This is a genomic window from Thalassomonas sp. RHCl1, from assembly GCF_947387555.1.
Classification (GTDB): domain Bacteria; phylum Pseudomonadota; class Gammaproteobacteria; order Enterobacterales; family Alteromonadaceae; genus Thalassomonas.
In genome coordinates, this window is sequence record NZ_CANDNZ010000003.1 from 201,659 (window position 1) to 224,602 (window position 22,944).

The 22,944-nt window shown below is 44.6% G+C and carries 22 protein-coding genes; 7 read left to right on the plus strand and 15 right to left on the minus strand.

Annotated elements, in window-relative coordinates:
* The first annotated feature begins 238 nt into the window (after positions 1–238).
* Positions 239–2,962, plus strand: coding sequence for a hypothetical protein (locus QL234_RS11295; protein ID WP_281557941.1), 2,724 nt, complete (start codon positions 239–241; stop codon positions 2,960–2,962).
* A gap of 360 nt (positions 2,963–3,322) precedes the next feature.
* Here QL234_RS11295 and QL234_RS11300 read toward each other — a convergent pair whose 3' ends face one another.
* Together QL234_RS11300 and QL234_RS11305 are read right to left on the minus strand one after the other, a co-directional pair.
* Entirely contained in the window at positions 3,323–3,892 is a 570-nt protein-coding gene (locus QL234_RS11300; protein WP_281557942.1) for a fasciclin domain-containing protein, read from the minus strand.
* A gap of 165 nt (positions 3,893–4,057) precedes the next feature.
* Positions 4,058–5,008 carry a LysR family transcriptional regulator gene (locus tag QL234_RS11305; protein ID WP_281558239.1) on the minus strand — a complete coding sequence of 317 codons (951 nt, stop codon included), beginning with the start codon at positions 5,006–5,008 and terminating at the stop codon, positions 4,058–4,060.
* A gap of 143 nt (positions 5,009–5,151) precedes the next feature.
* On the opposite strand from QL234_RS11305, the gene QL234_RS11310 reads away from it, so the two are divergent.
* Together QL234_RS11310 and QL234_RS11315 are read left to right on the plus strand one after the other, a co-directional pair.
* Positions 5,152–5,964 (plus strand): enoyl-CoA hydratase/isomerase family protein, encoded by an 813-nt coding sequence (locus tag QL234_RS11310; RefSeq protein WP_281557943.1) that lies wholly within the window; start codon positions 5,152–5,154, stop codon positions 5,962–5,964.
* A 147-nt stretch (positions 5,965–6,111) separates the two neighbouring features.
* Positions 6,112–7,320, plus strand: coding sequence for an IS256 family transposase (locus QL234_RS11315; RefSeq protein WP_281557944.1), 1,209 nt, complete (start codon positions 6,112–6,114; stop codon positions 7,318–7,320).
* 72 nt (positions 7,321–7,392) lie between these two features.
* Here the strand turns inward: QL234_RS11315 and QL234_RS11320 are convergent, their stop codons facing one another.
* From QL234_RS11320 to QL234_RS11380, 13 genes are all read right to left on the minus strand, one after another.
* A complete protein-coding gene (locus QL234_RS11320) occupies positions 7,393–8,169 on the minus strand; it encodes a hypothetical protein (RefSeq protein WP_281557945.1) in 777 nt (258 codons plus the stop codon).
* Between the two features lie 182 nt (positions 8,170–8,351).
* Positions 8,352–9,116, minus strand: a complete 765-nt coding sequence (locus tag QL234_RS11325; RefSeq protein ID WP_281557946.1) for a DNA/RNA non-specific endonuclease — start codon at positions 9,114–9,116, stop codon at positions 8,352–8,354.
* A gap of 107 nt (positions 9,117–9,223) precedes the next feature.
* Positions 9,224–10,045 carry a M90 family metallopeptidase gene (locus QL234_RS11330; RefSeq protein WP_281557947.1) on the minus strand — a complete coding sequence of 274 codons (822 nt, stop codon included), beginning with the start codon at positions 10,043–10,045 and terminating at the stop codon, positions 9,224–9,226.
* Between the two features lie 141 nt (positions 10,046–10,186).
* Positions 10,187–11,482 carry a uracil-xanthine permease family protein gene (locus QL234_RS11335; protein WP_281557948.1) on the minus strand — a complete coding sequence of 432 codons (1,296 nt, stop codon included), beginning with the start codon at positions 11,480–11,482 and terminating at the stop codon, positions 10,187–10,189.
* Between the two features lie 368 nt (positions 11,483–11,850).
* Positions 11,851–12,252, minus strand: a complete 402-nt coding sequence (locus tag QL234_RS11340; protein WP_281557949.1) for a hypothetical protein — start codon at positions 12,250–12,252, stop codon at positions 11,851–11,853.
* 430 nt (positions 12,253–12,682) lie between these two features.
* On the minus strand, positions 12,683–13,027 hold the full coding sequence (locus QL234_RS11345; RefSeq protein WP_281557950.1) for a hypothetical protein: 345 nt from the start codon (positions 13,025–13,027) through the stop codon (positions 12,683–12,685).
* 2 nt (positions 13,028–13,029) lie between these two features.
* Complete coding sequence (locus QL234_RS11350) at positions 13,030–13,392, minus strand: hypothetical protein (RefSeq protein ID WP_281557951.1); 363 nt, start codon at positions 13,390–13,392, stop codon at positions 13,030–13,032.
* Between the two features lie 196 nt (positions 13,393–13,588).
* The gene (locus QL234_RS11355) at positions 13,589–14,056 is read right to left on the minus strand and encodes a YscO family type III secretion system apparatus protein (protein ID WP_281557952.1); all 468 of its coding nucleotides are present in this window, start codon (positions 14,054–14,056) and stop codon (positions 13,589–13,591) included.
* Positions 14,057–14,141: 85 nt separating this feature from the next.
* Entirely contained in the window at positions 14,142–14,402 is a 261-nt protein-coding gene (locus QL234_RS11360) for a hypothetical protein (RefSeq protein WP_281557953.1), read from the minus strand.
* A gap of 41 nt (positions 14,403–14,443) precedes the next feature.
* Positions 14,444–14,917, minus strand: coding sequence for a GNAT family N-acetyltransferase (locus QL234_RS11365; protein ID WP_281557954.1), 474 nt, complete (start codon positions 14,915–14,917; stop codon positions 14,444–14,446).
* A 57-nt stretch (positions 14,918–14,974) separates the two neighbouring features.
* Positions 14,975–15,337, minus strand: a complete 363-nt coding sequence (locus QL234_RS11370; protein ID WP_281557955.1) for a hypothetical protein — start codon at positions 15,335–15,337, stop codon at positions 14,975–14,977.
* Positions 15,334–16,473, minus strand: a complete 1,140-nt coding sequence (sctW, locus tag QL234_RS11375; RefSeq protein ID WP_281557956.1) for a type III secretion system gatekeeper subunit SctW — start codon at positions 16,471–16,473, stop codon at positions 15,334–15,336. The genes QL234_RS11370 and sctW overlap by 4 nt, the downstream gene beginning before the upstream one ends.
* Before the next feature lie 303 nt (positions 16,474–16,776).
* Positions 16,777–17,973: an SET domain-containing protein gene (locus QL234_RS11380; RefSeq protein ID WP_281557957.1), complete on the minus strand. Its 1,197-nt coding sequence runs from the start codon at positions 17,971–17,973 to the stop codon at positions 16,777–16,779.
* A 144-nt stretch (positions 17,974–18,117) separates the two neighbouring features.
* On the opposite strand from QL234_RS11380, the gene QL234_RS11385 reads away from it, so the two are divergent.
* The 4 genes from QL234_RS11385 (at position 18,118) to QL234_RS11400 (ending at position 22,649) form a co-directional block, all read left to right on the plus strand.
* On the plus strand, positions 18,118–18,432 hold the full coding sequence (locus QL234_RS11385) for an STAS domain-containing protein (protein WP_281557958.1): 315 nt from the start codon (positions 18,118–18,120) through the stop codon (positions 18,430–18,432).
* Positions 18,433–18,531: 99 nt separating this feature from the next.
* Positions 18,532–20,610 carry a type III secretion system export apparatus subunit SctV gene (gene sctV, locus QL234_RS11390; RefSeq protein WP_281557959.1) on the plus strand — a complete coding sequence of 693 codons (2,079 nt, stop codon included), beginning with the start codon at positions 18,532–18,534 and terminating at the stop codon, positions 20,608–20,610.
* A gap of 233 nt (positions 20,611–20,843) precedes the next feature.
* On the plus strand, positions 20,844–21,854 hold the full coding sequence (locus tag QL234_RS11395) for a fatty acid desaturase (protein WP_281557960.1): 1,011 nt from the start codon (positions 20,844–20,846) through the stop codon (positions 21,852–21,854).
* Positions 21,855–22,091: 237 nt separating this feature from the next.
* Entirely contained in the window at positions 22,092–22,649 is a 558-nt protein-coding gene (locus QL234_RS11400; protein ID WP_281557961.1) for a hypothetical protein, read from the plus strand.
* Positions 22,650–22,944: the final 295 nt, after the last annotated feature.

Below are 22,944 nucleotides of genomic sequence, written 5' to 3' on the forward strand. Positions count from 1 at the left end.
AATAATAAATACCCTAAGGAAACGATATATATCCCTATTGTTTTCCTTTATTACCATGCTAACAGTTATACAACCATGTTATGCAGCCCCTTCAACTCCCACCTTGGCTAGAAGTAGTTCTTGGGTTTATAGCGGAAGTCCCTATACGATCACTTGGGGGAATTCATCAAACCTAACATCTGAAGGGAAAATCCATCTGGATAGGAAAGTCACAGGCAGCAGTACCTGGACCAATGTTTTGCATGCGACATCTGGCGGCAGCCAGACATTTAACGATCCGATAGGAACATATACTTATTTAACCTACGCCTGTATTCCTAACGGGGGCGGCTGTAGCAGTGCGATTTCAACCAAAGTCGAAGTTAGAGCAGTCCCTACTCCCGGTAAGCCGTCTTTATCTTCATCACCTTCATCTGTTACCTACGGAGAGAGTTATACAATCAGTTGGGGGAATGTTTCTGAGCTGATTAGCGGGGGAAAAATTCATCTGGACAGACGCTTGGAAGGCAGCAGTACCTGGACCAATGTCTTACACGCAACATCCAGCGGCAGTCGTACCTTTAATGACCCTATAGGGAAGTATCATTACTTAGCCTATGCCTGCAATCCTAACGGGGGCGGTTGTAGCAGTTCAAATTCAGTCTCTGTGGTGGTAAATCCAGTTCCTACTCCCGGTATGCCGTCTATATCCTCATCACCTTCATCCGTAAATAACGGAGAGAGTTATACAATCAGTTGGGGCAATGCTTCTGATTTGATCTCCGGAGGGAAAATTCATCTGGACAGGCGTTTAGAAGGCAGCACTAGCTGGACGAATGTTTTACATGCAACATCCAGCGGTAGTCGTACCTTCAATGACCCGGTAGGGAAATATCATTACATTGCCTATGCCTGTAATCCGAACGGTGGCGACTGTAGCCGTTCGAATCCAACCTCCGTGGTGGTAAATGCCGTCCTTACTCCCGGTGCTGTGGCTTTATCTTCTTCATCGACATCGGTTAATAACGGAGCAAGTTATACAATCAATTGGGGAAGTGCGTCCAACCTTATTTCAGGAGGGGAAATCCACCTTGATAGGCGCTTAAACTCAGGCAGTACCTGGAGCAAGGTTTTAAAGACCACAACAAGTGGCAGTCAAACATTTACAGATCCTATTGGAAAATATACCTACTCTGTTTATGCCTGTAATCCAGGTGATGCCGGCTGTGGTGATCCAAATTATGTCACCGTAGAAGTTGGTCCAAGCTTCACTGTTGCAGATAAACCCGGTGCGAGTCCGGGTACAAACCAATTAACCTGGGATGCCTTTGGTAATAATGTTTATTTACTAAAAGAATACATCAACAATACATTGGATAATCAATCTATTGTTGTCGGAGAATCAGGAAAAAATACGGTTAACCATAGTTTGGATTATCGTCTGAATCAATCGGGTTACTCATATGAGGTTTGCTCTGAAGATGTGTGCCTCAAGCCCAATTCATCGCCTGCTACATACCTTGAAACGGACATGGCATGTGTCTTCTTTGTCGGCAACTATGATGAGCTTTCAAGTATAGTTTTAAGCTTGAACAATGAAGCCATCAGCGATTGTCGGGCATCTGAGCAAAAAACGGCTTCTGTTGTTATCACAAATGACATCAGTTTTACCGGTAGCACACTTGATATTACGGCTAAAGGCACAAGAATTTTAGCTGCGAGTTCTGATATTGAATTAACAAGCGCTAATAGATGCACATATAACGGAAAGTCTCTGTTAACGGTAAATACAGATGATGTTGTTATTCATGGCTTAGAATTTGCCGGGCCGTATGAAAAAGCTATTAATGATTTCAGTAATAACACTACATTACTGAAACCAGAGCTGAATGGTTGTTCCGCTGACACATCAAGTGCCATAAATATAAAAGGTAAGGATAACCTTGTTATTAATAATGACTTACATCACTGGAGCAGAGCGATTAAGGTGATTAACTCTGTATCATCATTGCCGGATTATCATGCGATTATCAAGGGAAATTACATTCATGCAAATAACTTAGACTTGTATGCGATGTATAGGAAAACGGTCAATGGTAATGTGATGTACGATCCCGGGCTAAAAATTCCGGGAAATGGTTCAGGTTCCGGTATGGGATACGGTATTGCTCCCGAAGCTGAAGGGGCTACGGTGTTAGCATTGCGTAATTATTTTGAAGATAATCGTCATGATATTGCTGGCGGGGGAAATTCACAACAATCATATTTTGCCACTCACAACATTATTCACCAAACAGGATATGCTGCGACCACCAGTAAGAATTTCGATATGCATGGTAAAGGTGATGGTACGGTAGACACTGCAGGTAAGCAAATGACGGTGTCAAACAACATCTGGATGGATATGCTGGTCAGCAGAAGTTATGCCGGATTAGACATGCCTATTCAAATCAGGGGGAAATCTGATGGCAAGCACAGTACTAAAGTAGAAAATAATTATTTTCATAAACTGGTTGTCAATAGAAAGGAGCTAGGACTTTCCCCGGAAAACCGCAGAGACGGCATTTTTCATGTACCTAAGAACGAAACATGGCAAATGTATACAGATCCGGAGCAAACTGTTTGTTATAAAGATAATTTTTCTTACTCCGAGCTAAGCGGAGCAATTGAAAAAGGAAAAGTAAGAGATGAGCAAAATATCACAGAGATAACGCAAGATAATGTCTGTGATGAAGCTAATGCCGCTGCCAGTTATATCACCAGTGGCGAATTAACTTTAGAGCTGGATGTAAACCAAGATAGAAGAATGGATAAAATCATCATTAATGAAAATGTCTCAAATATTAAAGATAGATATGAAATTCATTTTGACGGTGAAGCTCAAAAGAGTTTACCACTAGTGTGTTATGTTGAAGCTAACTATGATGTCGCCTATTTTTCCGGCAGTCTTTTGGATGAAGCAAGAAGTTCAGTTTGTTATTAATTAAATAAAGGTAAACCTTATCCCTGGGGGAAGAAAATGAACCACCAGGGATAACACTAACAACATTTTTCCTGCTCCGGGATAAAAATACCAAGAGCTGATATTGGTGGCAGTGGCAAACGTTGTTTTTTATTATCTTAATAAAGCTTACATATCGCTGATTATATTGCCCTACCGTTTGACAGACAGAAAAGTTCATAAGTTGTTTGCAGAGCTGATAAATATGCTGATGGCCAGAGTATTATTAGACTGGTTAAACCGTTATCTGGGAACAGAGCGGTTTAAGCGCTGCTTATATACTGAATGTTAGCCGATAATGTCGCGCTCATTATCGGCGAATGTCACTAAAAATAGCTCCGATTAAAACTGGGGAAGCAGCACACTGTCAATAATCCATACGATGCCGTTGCTGGTCTTGACGCCCTGGCAGTTCACTTCGGACTGATTAACATGTGGCGCGCCGTTTTGACGGTTTAAAAATACTTTTTGTTCGGCTAATGTCGATACCTTTTTAGTAAAGTATGAGCGGCGGGCATCTATTTTGCGGTCTACTACATGATAGAGTAAAACGCTGGTCAACAGGTCCGTGTCATCTAAAAGAGCTTGCAATATCGGGGCTGGTACATTGTTAAAGGCTTCGTTAGTTGGCGCAAATACGGTAAGGTTGCCATCGCCATTTACGGCGTCAACCAATCCTGCTGCAGTAAGTGCCGTTACTAAAGTACTTAATGCCGGGGTGGCAATTGCCGCTTCGGCAATTGTGCCGTCAAATTCTACTGCCTGGATTTTTAAACATTGAAACTTGCCTTTATTCCAACTGGCTTGCGCAGTTGCACTTAAGATAATCGCAAACATCAAAAAAGTGGTATAAAAATATTTCATTTTGACCTCCAAAATAACATTTAAAACAGCACTGCTTGTTAACTTCACACGAGACCTGTTAGTGCAAACTACAGCATGATGTCTGCTCTGCTCTCTAATACGAGCTTTGTGTAAAAAAAGATCAATATTTTGGGACGGGATTGGTATTACCTGGCAGGTGTGATTAATAGGAGTCAGTCACATCTGACAGTCGTATATGTGCCAATAGCAGACTTAACAGTAATGCCCATACATGTTATCAAAATCAGGTATTCTGGTTTCCCATATAGGTATCTTTTCACCAACCACCTCTTTGAGGGTTTGTATGAACAGTGTAGTTTTCAATGGAGCGTTTCGATGAGGATAGACAGCGTAAAATGTACCATAGTCAGCTAAATTAATATGCGTCATTATAGGTACGAGCTTACCGTCCATTATTTCGTTTTCGATCATTTGAGCAGTGGTAACAGTAAGCATGTTTCCTGCAAGTGCCGTATTAATAAGCATTTCAACTTCGTTAACTTTATAGCCGGGTGTTAACTGAAAATATGCCTCATTCCCTGAATTATCTAAATACTTGAATCTGTCAATAACCAGCCCCTGGGTAGAATAAACAACGGCAGGCATGCTTTCCAATTTAGGGATAGTTTTAGGAAGTCCATGCTTTCTGATAAATTCAGGCGCAGCGACAATCAACAACCTGTTTCTAGCTATCTGTTTAGAAATAAGATTTGATTCTTTCGGCTCTCCAATACGAAACCCTATATCAAAACCTTCACCTACTATATCGACCAACCTGTCTTCAAGCAGCAACTCCACTTTAACATCTGGGTATAGAGCCTGAAACTTTAGTATTGCCTGTTGTACATATTGGCGACCAAACAATGTTGAGCTGGAAATTTTTAGCTCTCCCCTTGGCTCACTATGATAATTTTCAGCTAAACGCTTTGAATTATTTAGTAAGTCTCTCAATTGTCTTGCTTGGCTAACCATTTCACTGCCTGCAGCAGTTAGCGATAATGAACGTGTTGTTCTGTTTAATAGCTGAACCCCTAGCTCATCTTCAAGCTTTACTATTTGCTTAGAAATGGCAGACCTGTTGACATTCCTGTGTTCCGATACTTTAGCAAAACTCCCTAACTCAGAGACCTCTAGTAATAACAGTAGCCGACTAGCGAGATCCATAAAACCACCTATTGATTCCAACTTGGCAACATTATAATTCATTTTTGTCTGTTTTTAGATGCCAAAAATCACAGTAAATTAGCCTCACAAACGTAGCGTGACCAATACCGAGTTACGCATGCTAAAGCAAAGAGGGCATGGCTATGAACAAACTAACCATCACAAAGGAAGCAGGCATTGCGACAGTTTTAATTAAAAACCCACCTGTAAATATTCTAACGATTGATCTAATTAACGAGTTGAACCAGTTTATCTTGTCGCTAAAAGATGACCGAGAAATAAAAGCCGTTGTATTCAAGTCATTTCACGACGCATTTTTTATTGCCCATCTGGACCTTAACGTTATAAATGGAACTCAGGGAGGACAAGCAGCATCAATAGAATTTAATCACATGATTGCAAACATTAAAGCCATGAAACAGCTTTCAATTGCAATTGTTGACGGTGTTGCCCGTGGCGGTGGTAACGAATTTGTTATGGCATGTGATTTGGCTTATGGCACTGAGAACTCTGCGTTCGCTCAACCAGAGCTATATGTCAATATCCCTACCGGCGGTCAAGGTGCGGTACAATTTGCCCGTCGCTTAGGTAAAGGGAAAGCTCTACAAGCTTTATTAACAGGAGCAGACTTTACGCCTCAACAAGCCGAGCAATTAAACATCATCACTCAATATGTCCCTAAAAATGAGGTGAATGAGTTTTTGGAACACTTGTTATCGATTGTTAGCGGTTGGGAAGTACGTGACATCGTTATGTACAAAGAAATCATTGCTGCTTCTATCATAGACGAAGATGCCGGCACAGAAATAGAATTGAGGTACTTCCTGGAACGAGCCAAAGAAGATAAAACACAAGCTATCATCGCAGCATTTTTAAAGCATGGCGGTCAAACTGAACGCGAAGCAAAAGATATTCAAGGAATTTTTGTAGATACGGCAGAAGAGCTATCGAAATAAGAGTAGTAATGGAAGTTGTGATAATTGACCGGAAGCAGTTGTCACAACTCCTACATATAATTCCAACGTTTTTATTGAGACTGTAAATAATTTTGTGTAACTGCCTATCACACGATACTCTAACCAGAGTTTAAGGATAGGCAGACTATGAATAAAAAAGAACTAGAGGCATTTGCCAAGGAAGCAGCCAAAAGCATTCGTTCTGAAAAAGACTTAACTGATTTTAGAAAGATGCTCACCAAAGTAACCGTTGAAGCTGCGCTAAATGCTGAGCTTGAAGAGCACTTGGGTTATGCCCGGCATGAGCAGTCCCATTCAAAGAATAGCCGTAATGGTTATTCTTCCAAGACCGTCAGAACCGAAGACGGCCACGTAGAACTTGAAACGCCCCGAGACCGGCAAGGTAGTTTTGAGCCTAAGCTCGTTAAAAAAAGCCAGACTCGCCTGACCATGATGGATGATAAAATCCTTCACCTTTATGCCAAGGGCATGACCACCCGAGAAATTGTTGAAACCTTCAAGGAAATGTACGATGCCGATGTCTCGCCAACACTCATTTCCCGTGTCACTGATGCCGTCATTGAACAGGTCGTTGAATGGCAATCCCGGCCACTTGATGCGGTTTACCCGATTGTTTACTTGGACTGCATTGTCGTTAAAATCAGGCAAGATAAACGTGTCATCAACAAAGCTATTTACCTGGCGCTAGGCGTCAACCTTGAAGGCCGTAAAGAGCTGCTGGGCATGTGGCTCTCTGAAAATGAAGGGGCTAAGTTCTGGCTTAGCGTCTTAACTGAAATACAAAATCGTGGCGTTAAAGATATTTTAATTGCCTGTGTTGACGGTCTTAAAGGCTTCCCTGATGCGATTAATACAGTGTACCCGCAAGCTCAAATTCAGCTCTGTATTGTGCATATGGTGCGTAACTCGATGAAATATGTGCCTTGGAAAGACTACAGGACAGTAACGACTGATTTAAAGAAAATATACCAGTCAGTGACCGAAGAAGAAGCCTTGCTGGAGCTGGAATTGTTTAGCGAAAAGTGGGATGAGAAATATCCCCAAATCAGTCGCTCCTGGCGTGCTCACTGGGCAAACCTGAATGCACTCTTTAAATATCCCGAGGACATCAGAAAAGCCATTTATACCACGAATGCGATTGAATCATTGAACAGTGTGATCCGTAAAGCCATCAATAAACGTAAGCTGTTTCCCACCGATGATTCAGCGAAAAAGGTTGTTTACCTGGCAATACGGGAGGCTTCAAAAAAATGGACCATGCCCATAAGAAATTGGAAAACGGCCTTAAATCGATTTATGATCGAGTTCGAAGACCGTTTAAAAGACTATATATAAAACTGGCAGTTACACAAAATACGAGACAGTCTCTTTTTATTTTTCGCTGTTGAGCAATTTTAATTGTTATTATCAAGATCCTGATATTATTTGTGTTAAGTTTTTGAATGATGCCATTACCCCATTGGCATTAACATTCCTATCAAGCTGAATGGTGTAGGCTTTTTCATTGTCGGCCCATGTCAGAGATGTTTCTGCACGTCCTGTTTCATCTTCCATCACGATTAAAATACCCGGATTACCGTTAACATCAAAGTTCACCGCATCCTTATCCATCAGTAAGCCGTTATCTCCGGTAAAGGCCATAATTTCTATGATGACATTACCCAGCTCCTTACTTTTAACTATCCTGGTTAATTGATCCCAGCCTTTATCAGGAATAAAGTTACCGCCGACGGATGAGTGCAACAAATCAAACTTGCTTGTAAGTGCTATATCTAAATTAACCGTATCACCGGCAAATAACATTGAGAATTTTTCGAGATCAGCTTTAGATTGCCCGGCAAGTATCTGGCGTTTAAAGCTGCGCTGGAATTCTTGGTCGCCATCTTTATAGCGGCGGATAACATTATCGAATACACGAATCTGTGAAGAATGAACCCGAGTAAAACCATACTCCCTGGTTGCTCTTGCCCGAGTAAGATACTCATTACTTTGGCTTAACTTGCTTGGGTTTTTAGCAAAGGAATATACCACTAAATCTTTTGGCTCAAGTTGTGGGTTATTCACTTGTTCTTCGATAAAGGGGTTGCTGTCGCCTATGATCTCGTTAGCAAAAGTATAAGTTTGTAAAATAAATGCAGAAGCACAAATACCGGCTAAAACGGTAAAGTTAAATTTTTTCATCATATTTCCCCTTACCATTTATTTAAATTACAAGTAGTAGCAACAGAGTGCTTAAAAAAGAACAAACCTTATGTGCGCCCTCATGGAACTAATGTCTATTTCTATAACAGCAGCATCTCAACAGCTCTTTTTAAAATCTGCTGATCTTGTTCATATATAAGATAATCCCGTGTATGTAGAAATATTTACCACTGTTTTGATAACTTTCGCTTCTCTACCCTGACCTCGGCGGCATCCTCGAGCGAGCTGAGTAAATCCAGGCCAAACCTGCTTTCTACCTCATCAACGGAGCTCAGATATTTATTGAGCTGGGCGGTTTTTAAGTTTTTATGCGGGATAATAAAGGCGATTGCTTCCTCAACCGCCGGATCATAGATCACTTTCCAGTATTCATCAGGCACAGGTACATTATTACCAATATGCTTTGGCCGCGCAGAATAACCGGGCCCGGCTAATACCACTACCCTGCCCCTGGCGTTTGCCCATTTACGTTCGCGATTTTCCAGGCCTTTCCAAATGGCTCGGTTATGCCCGGGCAGTTGCGGCGTCATATTTGACATCAGAAAGGTTTCACTGTTTGCCCGCCGGGTACGGTCTATCGATTCGCTGTTGGCAAGATGGCCTTTGGAATAGACTGGTTCTTCGTAGTCTTCCGGTGTGGTGCGGTAAGCTGGCGGAATATCTTCATCAAGCCTGAAATCATTTCGCCTGGGCACGCCCGGTGATGTTTCTTTATCAAGCACATAAGACACCCATTCAGCCGACTTAAGCTGATTGTTATATCCCAGGGCGTAACCTTCGCGACAAAGCACTTCATCGCTTTGTTTTGGGGTGCCGTATTTAAGGTGTGAGCATTGTTCGGTGGTTGATGATGCTGAGTGCGCTATCGTGTCGCCGCAGCCGGAAACTATCAGGCCAAGCGCTGCGGCCAATAAAACTGGATACTTCAAAAATATGTTACCTAAAAGAAACTTTTAGGTGAATTTACATGAATAATATTGAATAGTTAAGGTTTTTTTCTGTCGGTGATACGGGGATGGATATTAAAAAGGCCTTATTACCAAAGCACAGGATCTACCTGGTAATACTGTTTCAATTGTTGATAAAGCCCCGGATACTCATGGCAGAATTGCTGAGATTGCTCAAAAAAGACTTCACTGGCAACAGCAAAAAATTCTGCTGGCTCTGTGGCGCCATAATAATCAAACAATGAAGGAGTTCCTGTCCTTGCTTGATGTTTTAGTTGTTCAAATTGGGCTGAAAATACTGCCGACCAGGATTTATAGCTATGGCCCCTGCCTAAAATAGGGACACCGTTTGCTTTACCGTTTTCCTGATCGAGTTGGTGGGCAAATTCATGGATCACCACATTGCGACCATCATCGGGAATTTCAGCGCCTTGCAAAGTGTCTTGCCAGGATAACACGATTTTTCCAAAATCCCAGGACTCCCCCGACAACGCCATATTTTGCGTATAGTGTACGCCGTCGGCATTTTGTTTATTTTGCTCTTTAACAAAAGCCCTTGGATAAACCAATATGGTTTGCAACTGAGGATAGTAATCTGTTTTACGGTTAAGCAATAACAAACAGGCTTGTGCCGCTATGGTAATTTTTATTTCATCGGTAATTTTTACCCCGTTACAACCAATGAAATTTTTTTCTGCAAGAAATACCTGAATGTGCTGCTTTAGCTGCAACTGTAAATCAGCCGGCATCTGCCTGAAATAAGGCATTCTTTGCTGGAGGATTTTTCGCCACTCTTTCTTAAAAGGCAAGCGCCTGATTTTATTGCGCTGGTACTCACGCCAATAGGGTTTCCCGGCAAAGTAACCAATGAGTAATACGCCGATGATCAGGGGCAACACATAAGACAGCATAATGGACTTCAGTTAGTAAGGTTTATTATGAGGTAGGTACAGGGAGGGGAAATTTCAAGTCGGGGCGACTTACTTATTTCTTGATATAAAAAACCATGCAATGTGGCCAAAGCATGGTTTCTTGATGATGTTAAACTGTAATTAACGGTTGTGGGAGACGGCGTCGTCTACGATTTCCTGTTCTTGCTGCAGGTTGTTTTCTTGCTTGTTTTTGTTGGGTAATACCAGGTTCAAGCCTATGGCTACCAGGCCGCACAGGCTAACGCCCTGCAAGCTGAAATCGGCGTTGCCAATGGCCATGCCGCCAATGCCGAATATCAAGGTGGTTGAAGTGATCACCAGGTTGCGTTGCTCGGCCATGTCGACTTTGGCTTTGATCAGAATGTTCATGCCAACCCCGGCGATGGAGCCGAATAACAAGATCAAGATACCGCCCATAACAGGTGCGGGAATAGTTTGTAAGATCACGCCAAATTTGGCGACAAAAGCCAGGCCAATGGCAAAAATAGCCGCCCAAATCATGATCACCGGGTTAAACATTTTAGTGAGCATGACCGCGCCTGTGACTTCCGAGTAGGTGGTGTTTGGCGGCCCGCCAAATAAAGAAGCAGCCGAGGTTGCTAAACCATCACCTAATAAGGTGCGGTGCAAGCCGGGTTTTTTGACATAATCCTTGCCGGTCACGCTGCCGATGGCAAGAACGTCCCCGACATGTTCAATTGCCGGCGCTATGGCCACAGGCAACATAAATAAGATGGCGGCCAGGTTAAATTCCGGGGTAGTAAAGTTGGGAACGGCAAACCAGGCTACCGGGCCGACACTTTCAAAATTCACCATGCCCATGATATAGGCCATGATATAACCGACAAAAACCCCCGCCAGAATAGGTACCAGGCGGAAAATACCCTTACCTAAGGTTGCCACCAGCAAAGTAGTGATCAGGGCTGACATGGAAACCAGTAAGGCATCGCCATAGGCAAACAATTCCACCGCGCCGTCGCCTGTTTTCCCCATGGCCATATTAACGGCAATGGGTGCCAGGCTTAAACCTATGACCATGATAATCGGGCCGGTGACCACCGGCGGCATGATCTTATGCAGGAAACCTGCGCCGCGCACGGCCACAATAGCCGCCAACACCACATACATTAAACCCGCAGCACATAAGGCCCCCATAGCTGCGGCCATGCCCCAGGTTTGTACCGCGTAACTGATCGGTGCAATAAAAACAAATGAAGACGCCAGGAAAACCGGCACCTGACGCTTGGTCACAAATTGAAAGATCAGGGTACCAATACCCGCGGTAAACAGTGCAACACTGGGGTCTAGGCCCGTGATTAACGGCATCAGCACCAGGGCGCCAAAGGCCACAAAGAGCATCTGTAAACCGGCCAGCACCGTACGCCAGCCGCGGAATTGTTCAGTGGTATTTGTCATAAACAACCTAACTTTGGTTTAAAAGTAAAATGTATTTTTTATAAGCAAATTGGGGTGGCAATAATTTTGTCACCGGCATAAGCCAATTCAGAGATGATATAAGCTTGTTCGATTCAGGTGGCAGTTTGCCGATGGAGTATAGATAGCCACATCGGCGTTTCTGCCCCCTGGTAATGCTTAATCCTTTAAGCTCACGGCGGGCTATGATAGCTAAAAAACAGGTAAAACTAAATGATTTTTAACCGCAGTCCTTATTGAGCAGGCAAAGAAAGTTTGTCTTTAAAATCGACGCTGCTGTGATCTTACGCAGCCGCCTGGTACGGCTAAGTGTCAGTAAATCTTTTTTCTTTTGGCTTGATGTCTGCCGGTTAAACGGGCAAAGGACAGTGGTGTCCGGCAGCACAATTTGCTTTAACTACAGCTTTACGACCTTGCTGGCGTTTAAAGCGTTGTGTTGCCAAGGTGATTAAGAGCAGGCCGAGCAGCGCAATTGCTGAAGGATTTGAAACGCTGGTCGCTTTCACGGCTGGGATATTCTTTGTTGATATGGTTTGCTCAGGCGCATATGCTGAAGCATCCCAAAAATCATGAAGCACCCGATGCCAGTAGCGGGCGTTGGGTAAATTAACAATATTAGCTATTTGTCCCGTTGCGCTGAAGTGGCCGGCATAAAGATCGCCATGTATTAACCCTCCGTGGGCTTTACTCACCGGGCTGGCTGCAAACAAAACAAATAGCGCTAAGGCTGCATTTATAAATTTACTTTTCACAATATATTTCCTTTGTTATTTCCTGTTTTGCTCAGCGTTTATTTATCAAAGGTTATGGCAGCCGGGATGAGATAGTTACTCTGGCGGGTTTACACGGCGTACTATCAACAGGTCGCAATTTATCCTGCTTTGTAGGAAACCTGCTCTGCAAAAGTGTTTTCATCATTTTGCGGATCTTTGGGTATGCCTGAGTAAACGGGAAGTTTTCTCGGTGTGATTGGCACTTGTTTCCCCCAGTGAGGGGCTAACGGTGAGTTAATCCCCTACAGGGAGAATTTTGTGAATTATGGGGATGATATCTGGAGGCAGGACGTGCTCAACCGCCTTATCGGTTTAACCGCTTCTCCATAATATCGGCTGTTTTTAGCAGAGCTGCTTCTATCACGGGCCATTTAACCTTGTATTGCTGCGGGTGAGCTTCCCGGTGTCTTTAACCGCTACTTTCCGGTGCAAGCATCGCAATACGTGCCTTAATGGCCTGCTGTGCTTTGTCGTGATCACCACAGCTCCATAAGGCCCGGCTTTGCAGCAATAATAAACTGGCTTTCTCCCCCTTGCTAAAAGGCTGGTCACGTAACCTTTTTAAAACATCCAAACAGCGCTGCCCTTCCCCTAATTCCAATAAGGTAAAAGCCAGGGCTTTGTTAATATCTGCCCGCTCGGGAGCTTGCAGCTGAGCGGCTTCCAGCAGACATAATGCCTTAGTAAACTTCTCCTGTTGGATATACAGGTTGGCCATTAATACCAGCCAGTCAATTTGCAGTTTTTTAAACATAGTTAAGCCTTTAGTAACGCAAAAATATAGGTGCGTAATTGATGTTCCATATTATCTTGCCCCTGAAGTATCGACAGCGCCCGGGCAAACTCTAGCTGGTCCCGGTGCTTTTTAAGTTGTGCCAATAATTGCCCGCGCACCAGGGTAAAACTTGCCGGCAACAACAAAGACCAGGCACTGAGCTGAGGACGAACAAACTCTTGCAGCTCCTGCTTTAAGCACTGGCCTTTAAAGACCTGGGTTAAATGCACCGTCGGGCTGCCGATGGGAGAATGCCATCGCTCATTATCGACGAACTCACTCGGGGTTATGTTTGTCTGATGGCTGATGCGGTCAATACCGCGCTGGATAGCTGCAACTGTCATCTCAATACTCCCGGGCAAAAAAATGATGCAGGCGTAACAGCATCATTTAGCGGATAAGACTTTACAGATAAGATCATATGAATGTCTGCCAGATATAAGATTAAGGTTTTTATAAGACACAACTAATTTGACCTTGTTTTTACTTTTTAAAATGCTTGAAAAACCGCCGCAAAGTACGTCCTGGAGGAAGCTGAAATCAGGCAATACTTTGCTGGGGCTTGGTGAATTCTTCTAATTCCAATTCCTCTTTTCTTTGCTGCTCTTTTGCTATTTTTTCCTGTGCTTGCGTGCGCAGCTCGTGAAACTTTTCAACGGCCCGCTGCGCTAAAACATGTGCCAGCTGCGCCTGCTCTAATGCCTGCTGCACTTGCTGCAAAGCGGCCTCAGCTTTGAGGATGGCCTCTTGGTAATCGCCGTCTTTTAGCCGTAAATGGCTGATATCCTGGTTGATTAATTCCAGTTTACGGTAAGTGCTTACCTGCCCCATCAGTGATTTAAACTGTCGGCTCTCTTCCTGGCTGCGCCACTGGATATACTCATTAAGTTTTTGCTTTGCATCCTGCAGCGCTTGTTCATGTTGCTTAAGTGCGTGGCGACATTCAGTCACTTTGCCTGCGGCTTTGCGCTCGCGCAGCTCTTTGATTGTGAATATTTGCTCTAACATCAGTGGCTCACATGCTCGTTGTCTCGATCACTGCCTGAAATCAGTGATCGAGACATAAATTTTACCAAGGGGGATGCCGGGCCAGTTACAGCTTATTCTCGGGCTTTTCGATCATCTGCTTTTTAAATAACTCCTGCACCCCGCCCATACTCATTTTGATCATGCCGTTAATTAAAGCCTCGGTTGTTTCTTCCGGGCTGAACTGCTCGGTTTCTATTTCATCGAGCGCCTTCTGCATGGACTTGTCAAAGGATTCCACATCGTCCTGACTGGCAGTGGCATGTGTTGTCGCATCCTGTGAGTATGCGCTGCTACTTTGATTACTTACGGTATTAACATTGCTCATAGTTTTCTCTCTTGTGTATTGGTATTACTGTTAAAAAAAGATTAAAGCCAGTGCTCACGTTTGTTGTTCATCAGCCAGATCTGCTCGCCGTTACGTTCAAGCATGCCGCAAATTCTCAATCCCTGGCGTTGATAAAATTCAAGTGCCGCTAAGTTGTTGCAGTGCACATCCAGGGACAAACCGGTAAATTTGGGGTCGCTACACAGGTATTCGATGACTTTGGCAAAAACATAGGAAGCCAGCCCTTTTGACTGATACGCTTTGTCTATTTGTATCGCCCCTAACCAAAGTTCGTTATTTTCGGTGACAGATAAAGAGAATCCCCCCACCAGATGTTGCTGGTAATGAATGCCGTAAAGTAAAAATTGCTGCTCGGGGCGGCGTTCAAACACTTTTTGCCGGATCAATTCATCGGGAGCCGGTACATATTTCTTTTGCCAGTCGTGTAACTCAATGCCTTTAAATGCGCTCCAGTCATTCACCGAGATCGGCAAAATTGCATGCTCTGAACTCATAGTTTCACCTTATTGTTTATGAATACTTAAAAATTATTTGGGTTAAAAATTATCTCGTCAGAGATGTTTACGCAGGTGATCCAACGCTTGTTGCAGTTGAGATAAACCGCCTTGCTCTCTGGTAAAAAACACGCTTAGTATCAACAGGTTTTCCCCCTGCATCGCGGCACATATGCGAAACGGACCCCGTTGGCGAAAACTGGTGCGTCCTAAGATGTTTTCAACGACTTTGAGGCGATCGTGAACCGCTAATTTATGGATCACAGAGACACGGCATTGCTCTTCAATTGGCTCTATGCATAAGCGATCACTGTTTTCAAATGCCATATGCAGTCGCTCCTGCCCCTGCATGCCCTGGGCTTCTATGCCGACGCTTGCCAGCCATTGTGCTATCAATTCAGCTATCCATTGAGTGTTCATTCTTGCTCCTCTTCATGTTTGATCATGTTATCCAGTGCTATTTGTGCCATGTGCAACAAGTCCCGTTTGGCATCAAGATCTTCTTCATAGGCTTTATCGGGAAGCTTGCGAAACAGCTTGATCAGCTCCTGGGTAAAATAGATTTGATTCACCAAACCGCTGATAGCCATGTCCCGGTTTAACTTTAAAAACAGCTCGGGTTTTGGAAACGGCTCATCTTTGAGGTCGAGCATTTTTTCCATCAAAAACAAGCTGTTTTTAATTGTGCTTTGCTGGTAGCGGCGGCGCATGTTGTCAACAAGTGCCCTAACTTGCTCCAAAATGCCGCCGAGTGTTTTGATGATATACATGTCATCTATGATCAGGCGCAATTGCCCCGGCTCGATGGAAGGCCCTTGTGCCTTTAAATCGGCCCCTAATGCCTTTAATAAAAAGGCTAATGATTTGGCAAAACCCTTCTCGCCGAAGCGTTTGAGAATATGGTGAAAGCCCTGGGTCACATTTTGGTAATCCAGCACCGCATCCCGGTAAAAATTACGCAGGGTTTGCACTCCCTGATCGGAGCGGGAGAACTCGGCAGCGGTTGTCGAGACATTGAGCCCGGCCCGCACTGCTTCTCCCTGCTCTTGCATCAGTTGTTCTTTGGCTATGTCGAGCTGGTCGAGCAAACCTGCTTGCAGGCTTTGCGCATTCGCCCCCTGACCGAGGATATTCCGGGCTTCGGCCATTGCCGCATACTGCAAACTGGGATCATGGTACATGCGCCGGGCCTGCTGTTTCAGCTCCCTGACGCCTTGCTGCGGGTTGCGCAGCAGCTGTTGCACAAAGCGTTTTAACTTATGCTGTTTATCAAGGTCGGGTACCTTTTTCAGGTAAGAGTCGGCCTGTTCGATAAGCTCGGTTTTTATGCGGGTTTCCGCTTTAAATTTACGTTTCTTTAACCCCTGGCCCATCCTATCAGCCACGGCAAAGGTCAGCTCTTCCTGGGCTGACTCTATCAGGCTTTGCTGCGACGGCGGCAGCAACACCAGAGTTTCACCGCGCAACTGGCCGCGGATGGTTTGACTTGCTTCGCTGCCCATATTGAGCTGCGACATATGTTGCGCGACGGTGGAAACGACAAGAGAATCGGACATAAAAAAATCTCGGTTAACGGTTTTGTTGGAACATATTTGCCTGGCCTGACGGGCGTTTTACTTTTATAGCGCCATTGGCCTGGCCGAGAACTTCATGCTTATCCATGTTCTTTTTTTTAGTCATTTTCATTAATCGAACCCTTTATAATGTGAAGCTGATAATTGAGACTTAACGCTCCCGGCAACAGCGCTCAGGCTTATCGTTTCGTCTCAAATACTGACTGGGTTTATGTGTACAATTCGCTGCTACAAACCTGTCCCTGGCAATAAGAAACCAGGTATCATCCTTTGTTTTTCTTTAATTCACGCCAGCTCACTGAGTTTGGATTCTCCCTGTGAACAAAATTCGAGGTAGTTCCGTAACAGCTGTTGTTCACGTTGCAAGAAGGCCGTTATCATAGAGGTATCAGTACCGGCAAAACGGCTATGGGGCTGATTGTTGACCTGGTAACAGGCCAGCTTTTTTTTCAGGGCGGTTTTTAGCAAAGATAACGCCGCTAGCTCCCTGGCCCGGTTTTGTTCGCCACTAAGCTCAATCTCATCCTGTAAACCGGCTTCGCTTGCCGCAATCCTCAATAGCGGCATGACCTGCTCAAGGGTATCGTTCAGGTCATTGCCCAGCGCCAACTCTATTACTGGTTGTGAAATATTCAGCAGTGCCATTTGGGCTGATAATGACGGGCTGTAGCTGTCCAGCTGGATGGTGACCCGACACTCGTCATCTATGGTAGATTCGCGTAAAAAGCCGTAATTGGCAAAATAGCGTTGCTGGCATTTTTGCCCGTAGCTATGGGTAATTTCATCACCTTTGGCAATGGCCTTTTTCGCCCAGACCCCGTAACCATCGCCATCACAACCCCATTGGCAGCTGTCGTCGTCGCCGTGATTGAGCATGTCGATGATAGGGATCATTGCCACCTGATCGCTGCCGCCAAAATTGACGCCAAAGCAACGGGTATTAATGGCGGTTCTTGCTACCTGATAATCGGGTAAGGTAAAACGGAAGGTATCCCCTAAGGCATCGGTCATAGCTTGATAGGACTGCTGCAAAGTAAAGCGGCGGCGATAAATAATCTCCAGGGCGCGGGAGCCCCTTAGCCGGGCCAATTGCGCCTCTTCAAAAAATAATGGATGGTCGGTAAAGTCCCGGGGTAAATTATTGTAGTAATGATGCCATCTGGAGATATGTGAAGCCTGATCTGCCAGCATAAACATCGCCAGGTAGGCATGGTCTGATTGATCGGCCACATTTGCCTCACTGATGGCCTGGCCAATGGCCGAAGCCCGGGCGGTGTTTGAGGTGAGTATGCAGGGCCCGGGTATATACATGATCTGCTCCCCCGGCTCAAAGTCTTTGGTGGCAAAAATCCCCTTTATCCCCAGCTTATTTTCTGCCACACAAACATGCGCTATGTCGGCACCACGATCTGTGGCCCACTGAAATAATTTATCAAAGCCAGGGAATGAATTTGTGACCTGCGTTGGAGATAGTGAATTCATAGTCTTGTCTCATTTAATCAATTTTTGTTCACACTGAGTCTCCTGTTTTTAAAAACTGTTGGTCATAAATTTATTTTTCTTAAAAGTGCCAAGCATAGCAACAAGGTCGGCATTGGCGTTTCTTAGTTGCACCTTTGGATTTTAGTGATAACGATTATGGATATTATTCCCAACCTGGATGAAACCGGCTCGCAAGTAATGCTTAACGGGCAATTGGACAACAGTCAGTGCGATGCCCTTAAATACAACATTGAACGCCTTGCCGATAACGGCGTAGAGGTAATCGAACTTAATTGTTCCCGGTTGAGATCTATGACCGGGGCAGGTGCCGGGCAAATTAATGCCCTGCTCACTCGATATAGCCAATTGCGGCTAACCCAGGTGCCCGAGCCGGTCGCCGCATTATTACACTTGTGTGGAATAACTCCGTCATCGCCCCGGATAAGCCGGCAACTTTAGCCGGTTTTACCGCTAATACCGGCGCTTGTTGGCATTAAGCCATGCAGCGCAACCGGATCACTAATAAGTTAATAAACAACTCACGGAGCATTAGCGCCCATGAACCACTCACCCTTATCACGTTTTTTCACCCTGATAAGCCAACGTAACGATGTCTTGTTAGCGGTGTTTTTAGTCTCGGTCATCTTTATGATGATCATGCCCTTACCCACCTGGCTGGTGGATGTACTTATTGCCACCAATATGAGTATTGCCGTCACCCTGTTGATGTTGGCGGTCTATATACAAAGCCCGTTAGAGCTGTCGGTATTCCCGGGCATTTTATTGGCCACCACCTTATTCCGTCTGGCACTGTCGATCACCACAACCCGCTTGATTCTGCTTGAAGCGGATGCCGGGAAAATCGTTGAGGCTTTCGGTAATTTTGTCGTCGGCGGCAACCTGGTGGTTGGCGGGGTGATCTTTTTGATCCTCACCGTAGTGCAGTTTTTAGTTATTACCAAGGGCTCCGAACGGGTAGCCGAGGTCAGTGCCCGTTTCTCTCTCGATTCTATGCCGGGCAAGCAAATGAGTATCGACGGTGATATGCGCGCCGGTGTGATTGACCAAGAAGAAGCAACCCAACTACGTTCCATGGTTCAGCGGGAAAGCCAGCTGTACGGTTCTATGGACGGGGCGATGAAGTTTGTTAAAGGCGATGCCATTGCCGGTTTGGTCATTACCGCGGTTAATATTATCGGCGGCATCGCTATCGGTATGGGGCAACTGGGCCTGAGCGGCGGCGAAGCCCTGCACATTTATTCTATTTTAACTATCGGTGATGGCCTGGTAGCGCAAATTCCTTCGTTATTCATCTCCATTACCGCCGGTTTTATTGTTACCCGGGTGAAGTCCGAAGATAAACTTAACTTAGGTAACGATATGGGCCAGCAGTTAACCGGCCACCCCAAAGCGTTAATGATCGGCGGTATTTTACTGGCGGGCTTTGCCTTTATTCCCGGGTTCCCTACCCTGGCGTTTTTAGCCATTGCCGGCATCATAGGTGGTTCGGGTTTCTACCTGACCAAGCGAAACCAGAACGGCGAAGGCGCGGGCTCGGCAGCGGGCGGTAAAAGCGATGATATCCCCGAGATGACGGTAGAAACAGATACCAATGATCTGCAGTCGATCACAGCTCCTTTGATTTTAGATATCGATGCCTCCTGTAAGGACTATCTGGCGGTTGCCCAGCTGAACGAGCAACTTAAGCGGGTACGTCATGCCCTTTATATGGATCTTGGCGTGCCTTTCCCCGGTATACACCTGCGTTATAATGCCGGGCTGAAAGAGCGCCAGTATCAGATTTTACTGCAGGAAATTCCGGTAGCCGAAGGCATCTTGCCGGTAGATCACCTGATTGTGCGTGAAGCAGAAGATGATCTCGACATTTTGGCTATTCCCCATGAAAGTCCTGAGGAATGCACTATTCCCGGTAAAGTGATTTGGGTAGAAAAAGAGTATCAAGATCGCCTGGAAGAGGCCGGGATACATGCTATGGATACCGCAGAATCTGTCTGCTTCCACTTGTCTTATGTGCTTAAACGTTACGCCGGAGATTTTATCGGCATTCAGGAAACCAGGCAGATCATTGAAAACATGGAAAAAGAATTCGGTGAGTTGGTGAAAGAGGTGCAACGTTTGCTGCCGCTGCAAAAGATCACCGATATTTTCCAGCGCCTGGTCACCGAAGATATTTCTATCCGCAGTTTACGCTGTATTTTTGAATCCCTGGTGGAATGGGCCCAGAAAGAAAAAGATACCATCTTATTAACCGAGTATGTGCGCGGGGCACTGAATCGCCAGATCAGTTACAAATACAGTAATGACACCAACATACTGTCGGCGTACCTGCTGACCCAGGATCTGGAAGAAACGGTACGGGCAGGCATACGGCAAACGTCCTCGGGCGCTTATCTTGCCCTGGAGCCTGCTGAATCAAAAGAGATCATCGATCAGATCCAAAAAAATGTCGGCGACATTACTTCCGTGGTACACAAACCTGTACTGGTGGTGTCGCTTGATATCAGGCGCTACATTCGCAAATTGGTTGAACGGGATTTCTATGATCTGGCGGTACTCTCTTTCCAGGAGCTTACCCAGGATATTAATGTACAGCCGCTGGCACGGGTTGGTGAGTAATTCTTACTTGCTGAGGGCTTAATCACGAGCGTTTAAGCAAGAACCCAAAAAGAAGCTCTCCTTGTTACTGCATTCACCGCTGCTTTCGGGCAGCGGTCTCATCTTCACTTAGTCGTCCCTCTGGCTAGTTTCTATCATTAAAAGTAAATGAAGTTATTCGAATAAATTACTATGCAATAGGATAAGTTGTTATTATCACAGACTGAATCAGTCTTTAAGCTATTTTATTTCCTATGCAGCAAACATCCAGCGACAGCCAGGCGGCAAATATTATTCAGCAGGCAATAGCAAGTACCGACAGCAATTGCCGTGCTCGCTGGCCAATATTAAAATATCAGGATGCTATCGGGCTGATGATGCTAACCATAGCACTTACCGGTATGATAATTTCCGGCTTAGGTTATATTTTATGGGGCTTACCCGCCTGGCTGGCCATTGTCTGCAGCGCTTTTTTTGCCGGCCTGTCGCATGAAATTGAACATGACTTGATCCACAGATTATATTTTCGCAAGCATGCCGTTATTTATCATTTGATGATGTCACTGGTTTGGTTAATGCGCCCCAATACCGTTAATCCCTGGTATCGCCGGGAAATGCACCTTAATCACCACAAAACATCGGGTACAGAAAACGATCTCGAGGAGCGCATTTTAGGCAATGGCATGAAGTTTGGCTTTTTCCGATTGCTTATCTCTCTAGATACCTTTATTTCGATTAGTCTGAGGGCGAAAGAATTAGGGAAGTTAAAGCAATTTAGCTACTTTAACTTTGTATTAAAAGGGGCGCCCCTCGCCCATATTTATCTGTTAGCTTTATACAGTTTTCTAATCTTTCATGGCTATCATGTTATTGCCACCGCCACAGGCTTACCGGTTAATTACCCGCACTGGTTGCTAACCTCGGTAGAATTGCTAGATGTAGTTGCGGTTGTCTGGTTATTGCCCAATGCCTTGCGGGCAATCTGTCTGCACGGGATCAGTGCTGCCTTACATTATTACGGCGATGTTGATCACTTAAATAAGCAATGCCAGGTGCTAAATCACTGGGCCTTGTTCCCAATGCAGCTATTTTGCTGCAACTTCGGCAGCACCCATATTATCCATCATTTCTATGTCCGCCAGCCGTTTTATATAAGACAGTTAATAGCAAAAAGGATACACCCGGTAATGCGTGAACAGGGGATCCGCTTTAATGATTTTCATAGCCTCCTTCGTGCTAATTTATTCGCCATCAAAAAGCAGTAAGAGAAAGCGCTTAGCCGGGAATGAAAACTTGTTAATCAATAATCTTGCCTGTTATTAGCCAAGAGCTAATAACAGGGAGCATAGCTAAAAAACAGCATCTGTCTCTAAAGCTGCGATCATTTTTACTTGTAATTAGGCTGCAACATGGGATGATCGCCGCTTCGTATCATCCGTTACCAAATAGGCTTAATCGTTGCTGATTGAGTTTCAAGATAGAGGAATACCGTTATTTCCAGGTTGTATTTTTTATTTTCATTTTGTTTTTTAGTCGGTTGTCAATCAACACCAGAGAACAAGGACATACCACAGGACCTTTCAGGGATTGAGTTGGCTAATCCCAAAATCAGCAAAAGTGATATTGCTTTTACCGGTTTAGAGCAGAAAGTGCTTATTCAAGATCAAGAAACAGCGCTTGCCGCCGACAGTGATGATTTTCAGGTACCGAATCAGAAAACGTCAGTTGCCAGTGATGATAATTTACAGCAGACCTCTTCACGCTTAATCAACAAGCAAGTTTGCCGGGAAGATGTAAATGTCAAATATCGTGTCAGCCACTCAAACGGCACAAAAGGAAGCTATGCGGCAAAAGTACAGGCACAGGGCATTGCTTTAGCTTTATCGCCTGAAGGCGAAAGCGTAAAAGTCAAAATAACAGGCTGGTATTCTGAAAATGCTAATCTACGGCAATGGCAACCCTACCTGACTGAAGTGCCTATGGCTGAGACCATTTCTTTAAAAACCAATGCTGAAGTTTGGGATGAGACAAAGCATTGGCATCTGTGCTCATTACATTGAATATGACAGGAGCTGAGGAGTTTTTATTAAGCTAAATGGATAAGAAGATTCCTCGGAAATAACATAGTTAATTGACTTTATTGGTAAAAACATTATATACCTGCAATATATTTTGACTGGTGGAGATAACCTTTGCTGACGAGAACCTCGTTGTGAGCATGACAAAATCATCCCAAGGATTGCCATGGAAAAATATTAGCTCATGAGTAAAGCCATCTTTGATATAAAACAGGATAATGCATAATCTCTTTAGATGTCTGGTTAAAATAATGTTAACGGTCTTGAGGTCGTGATA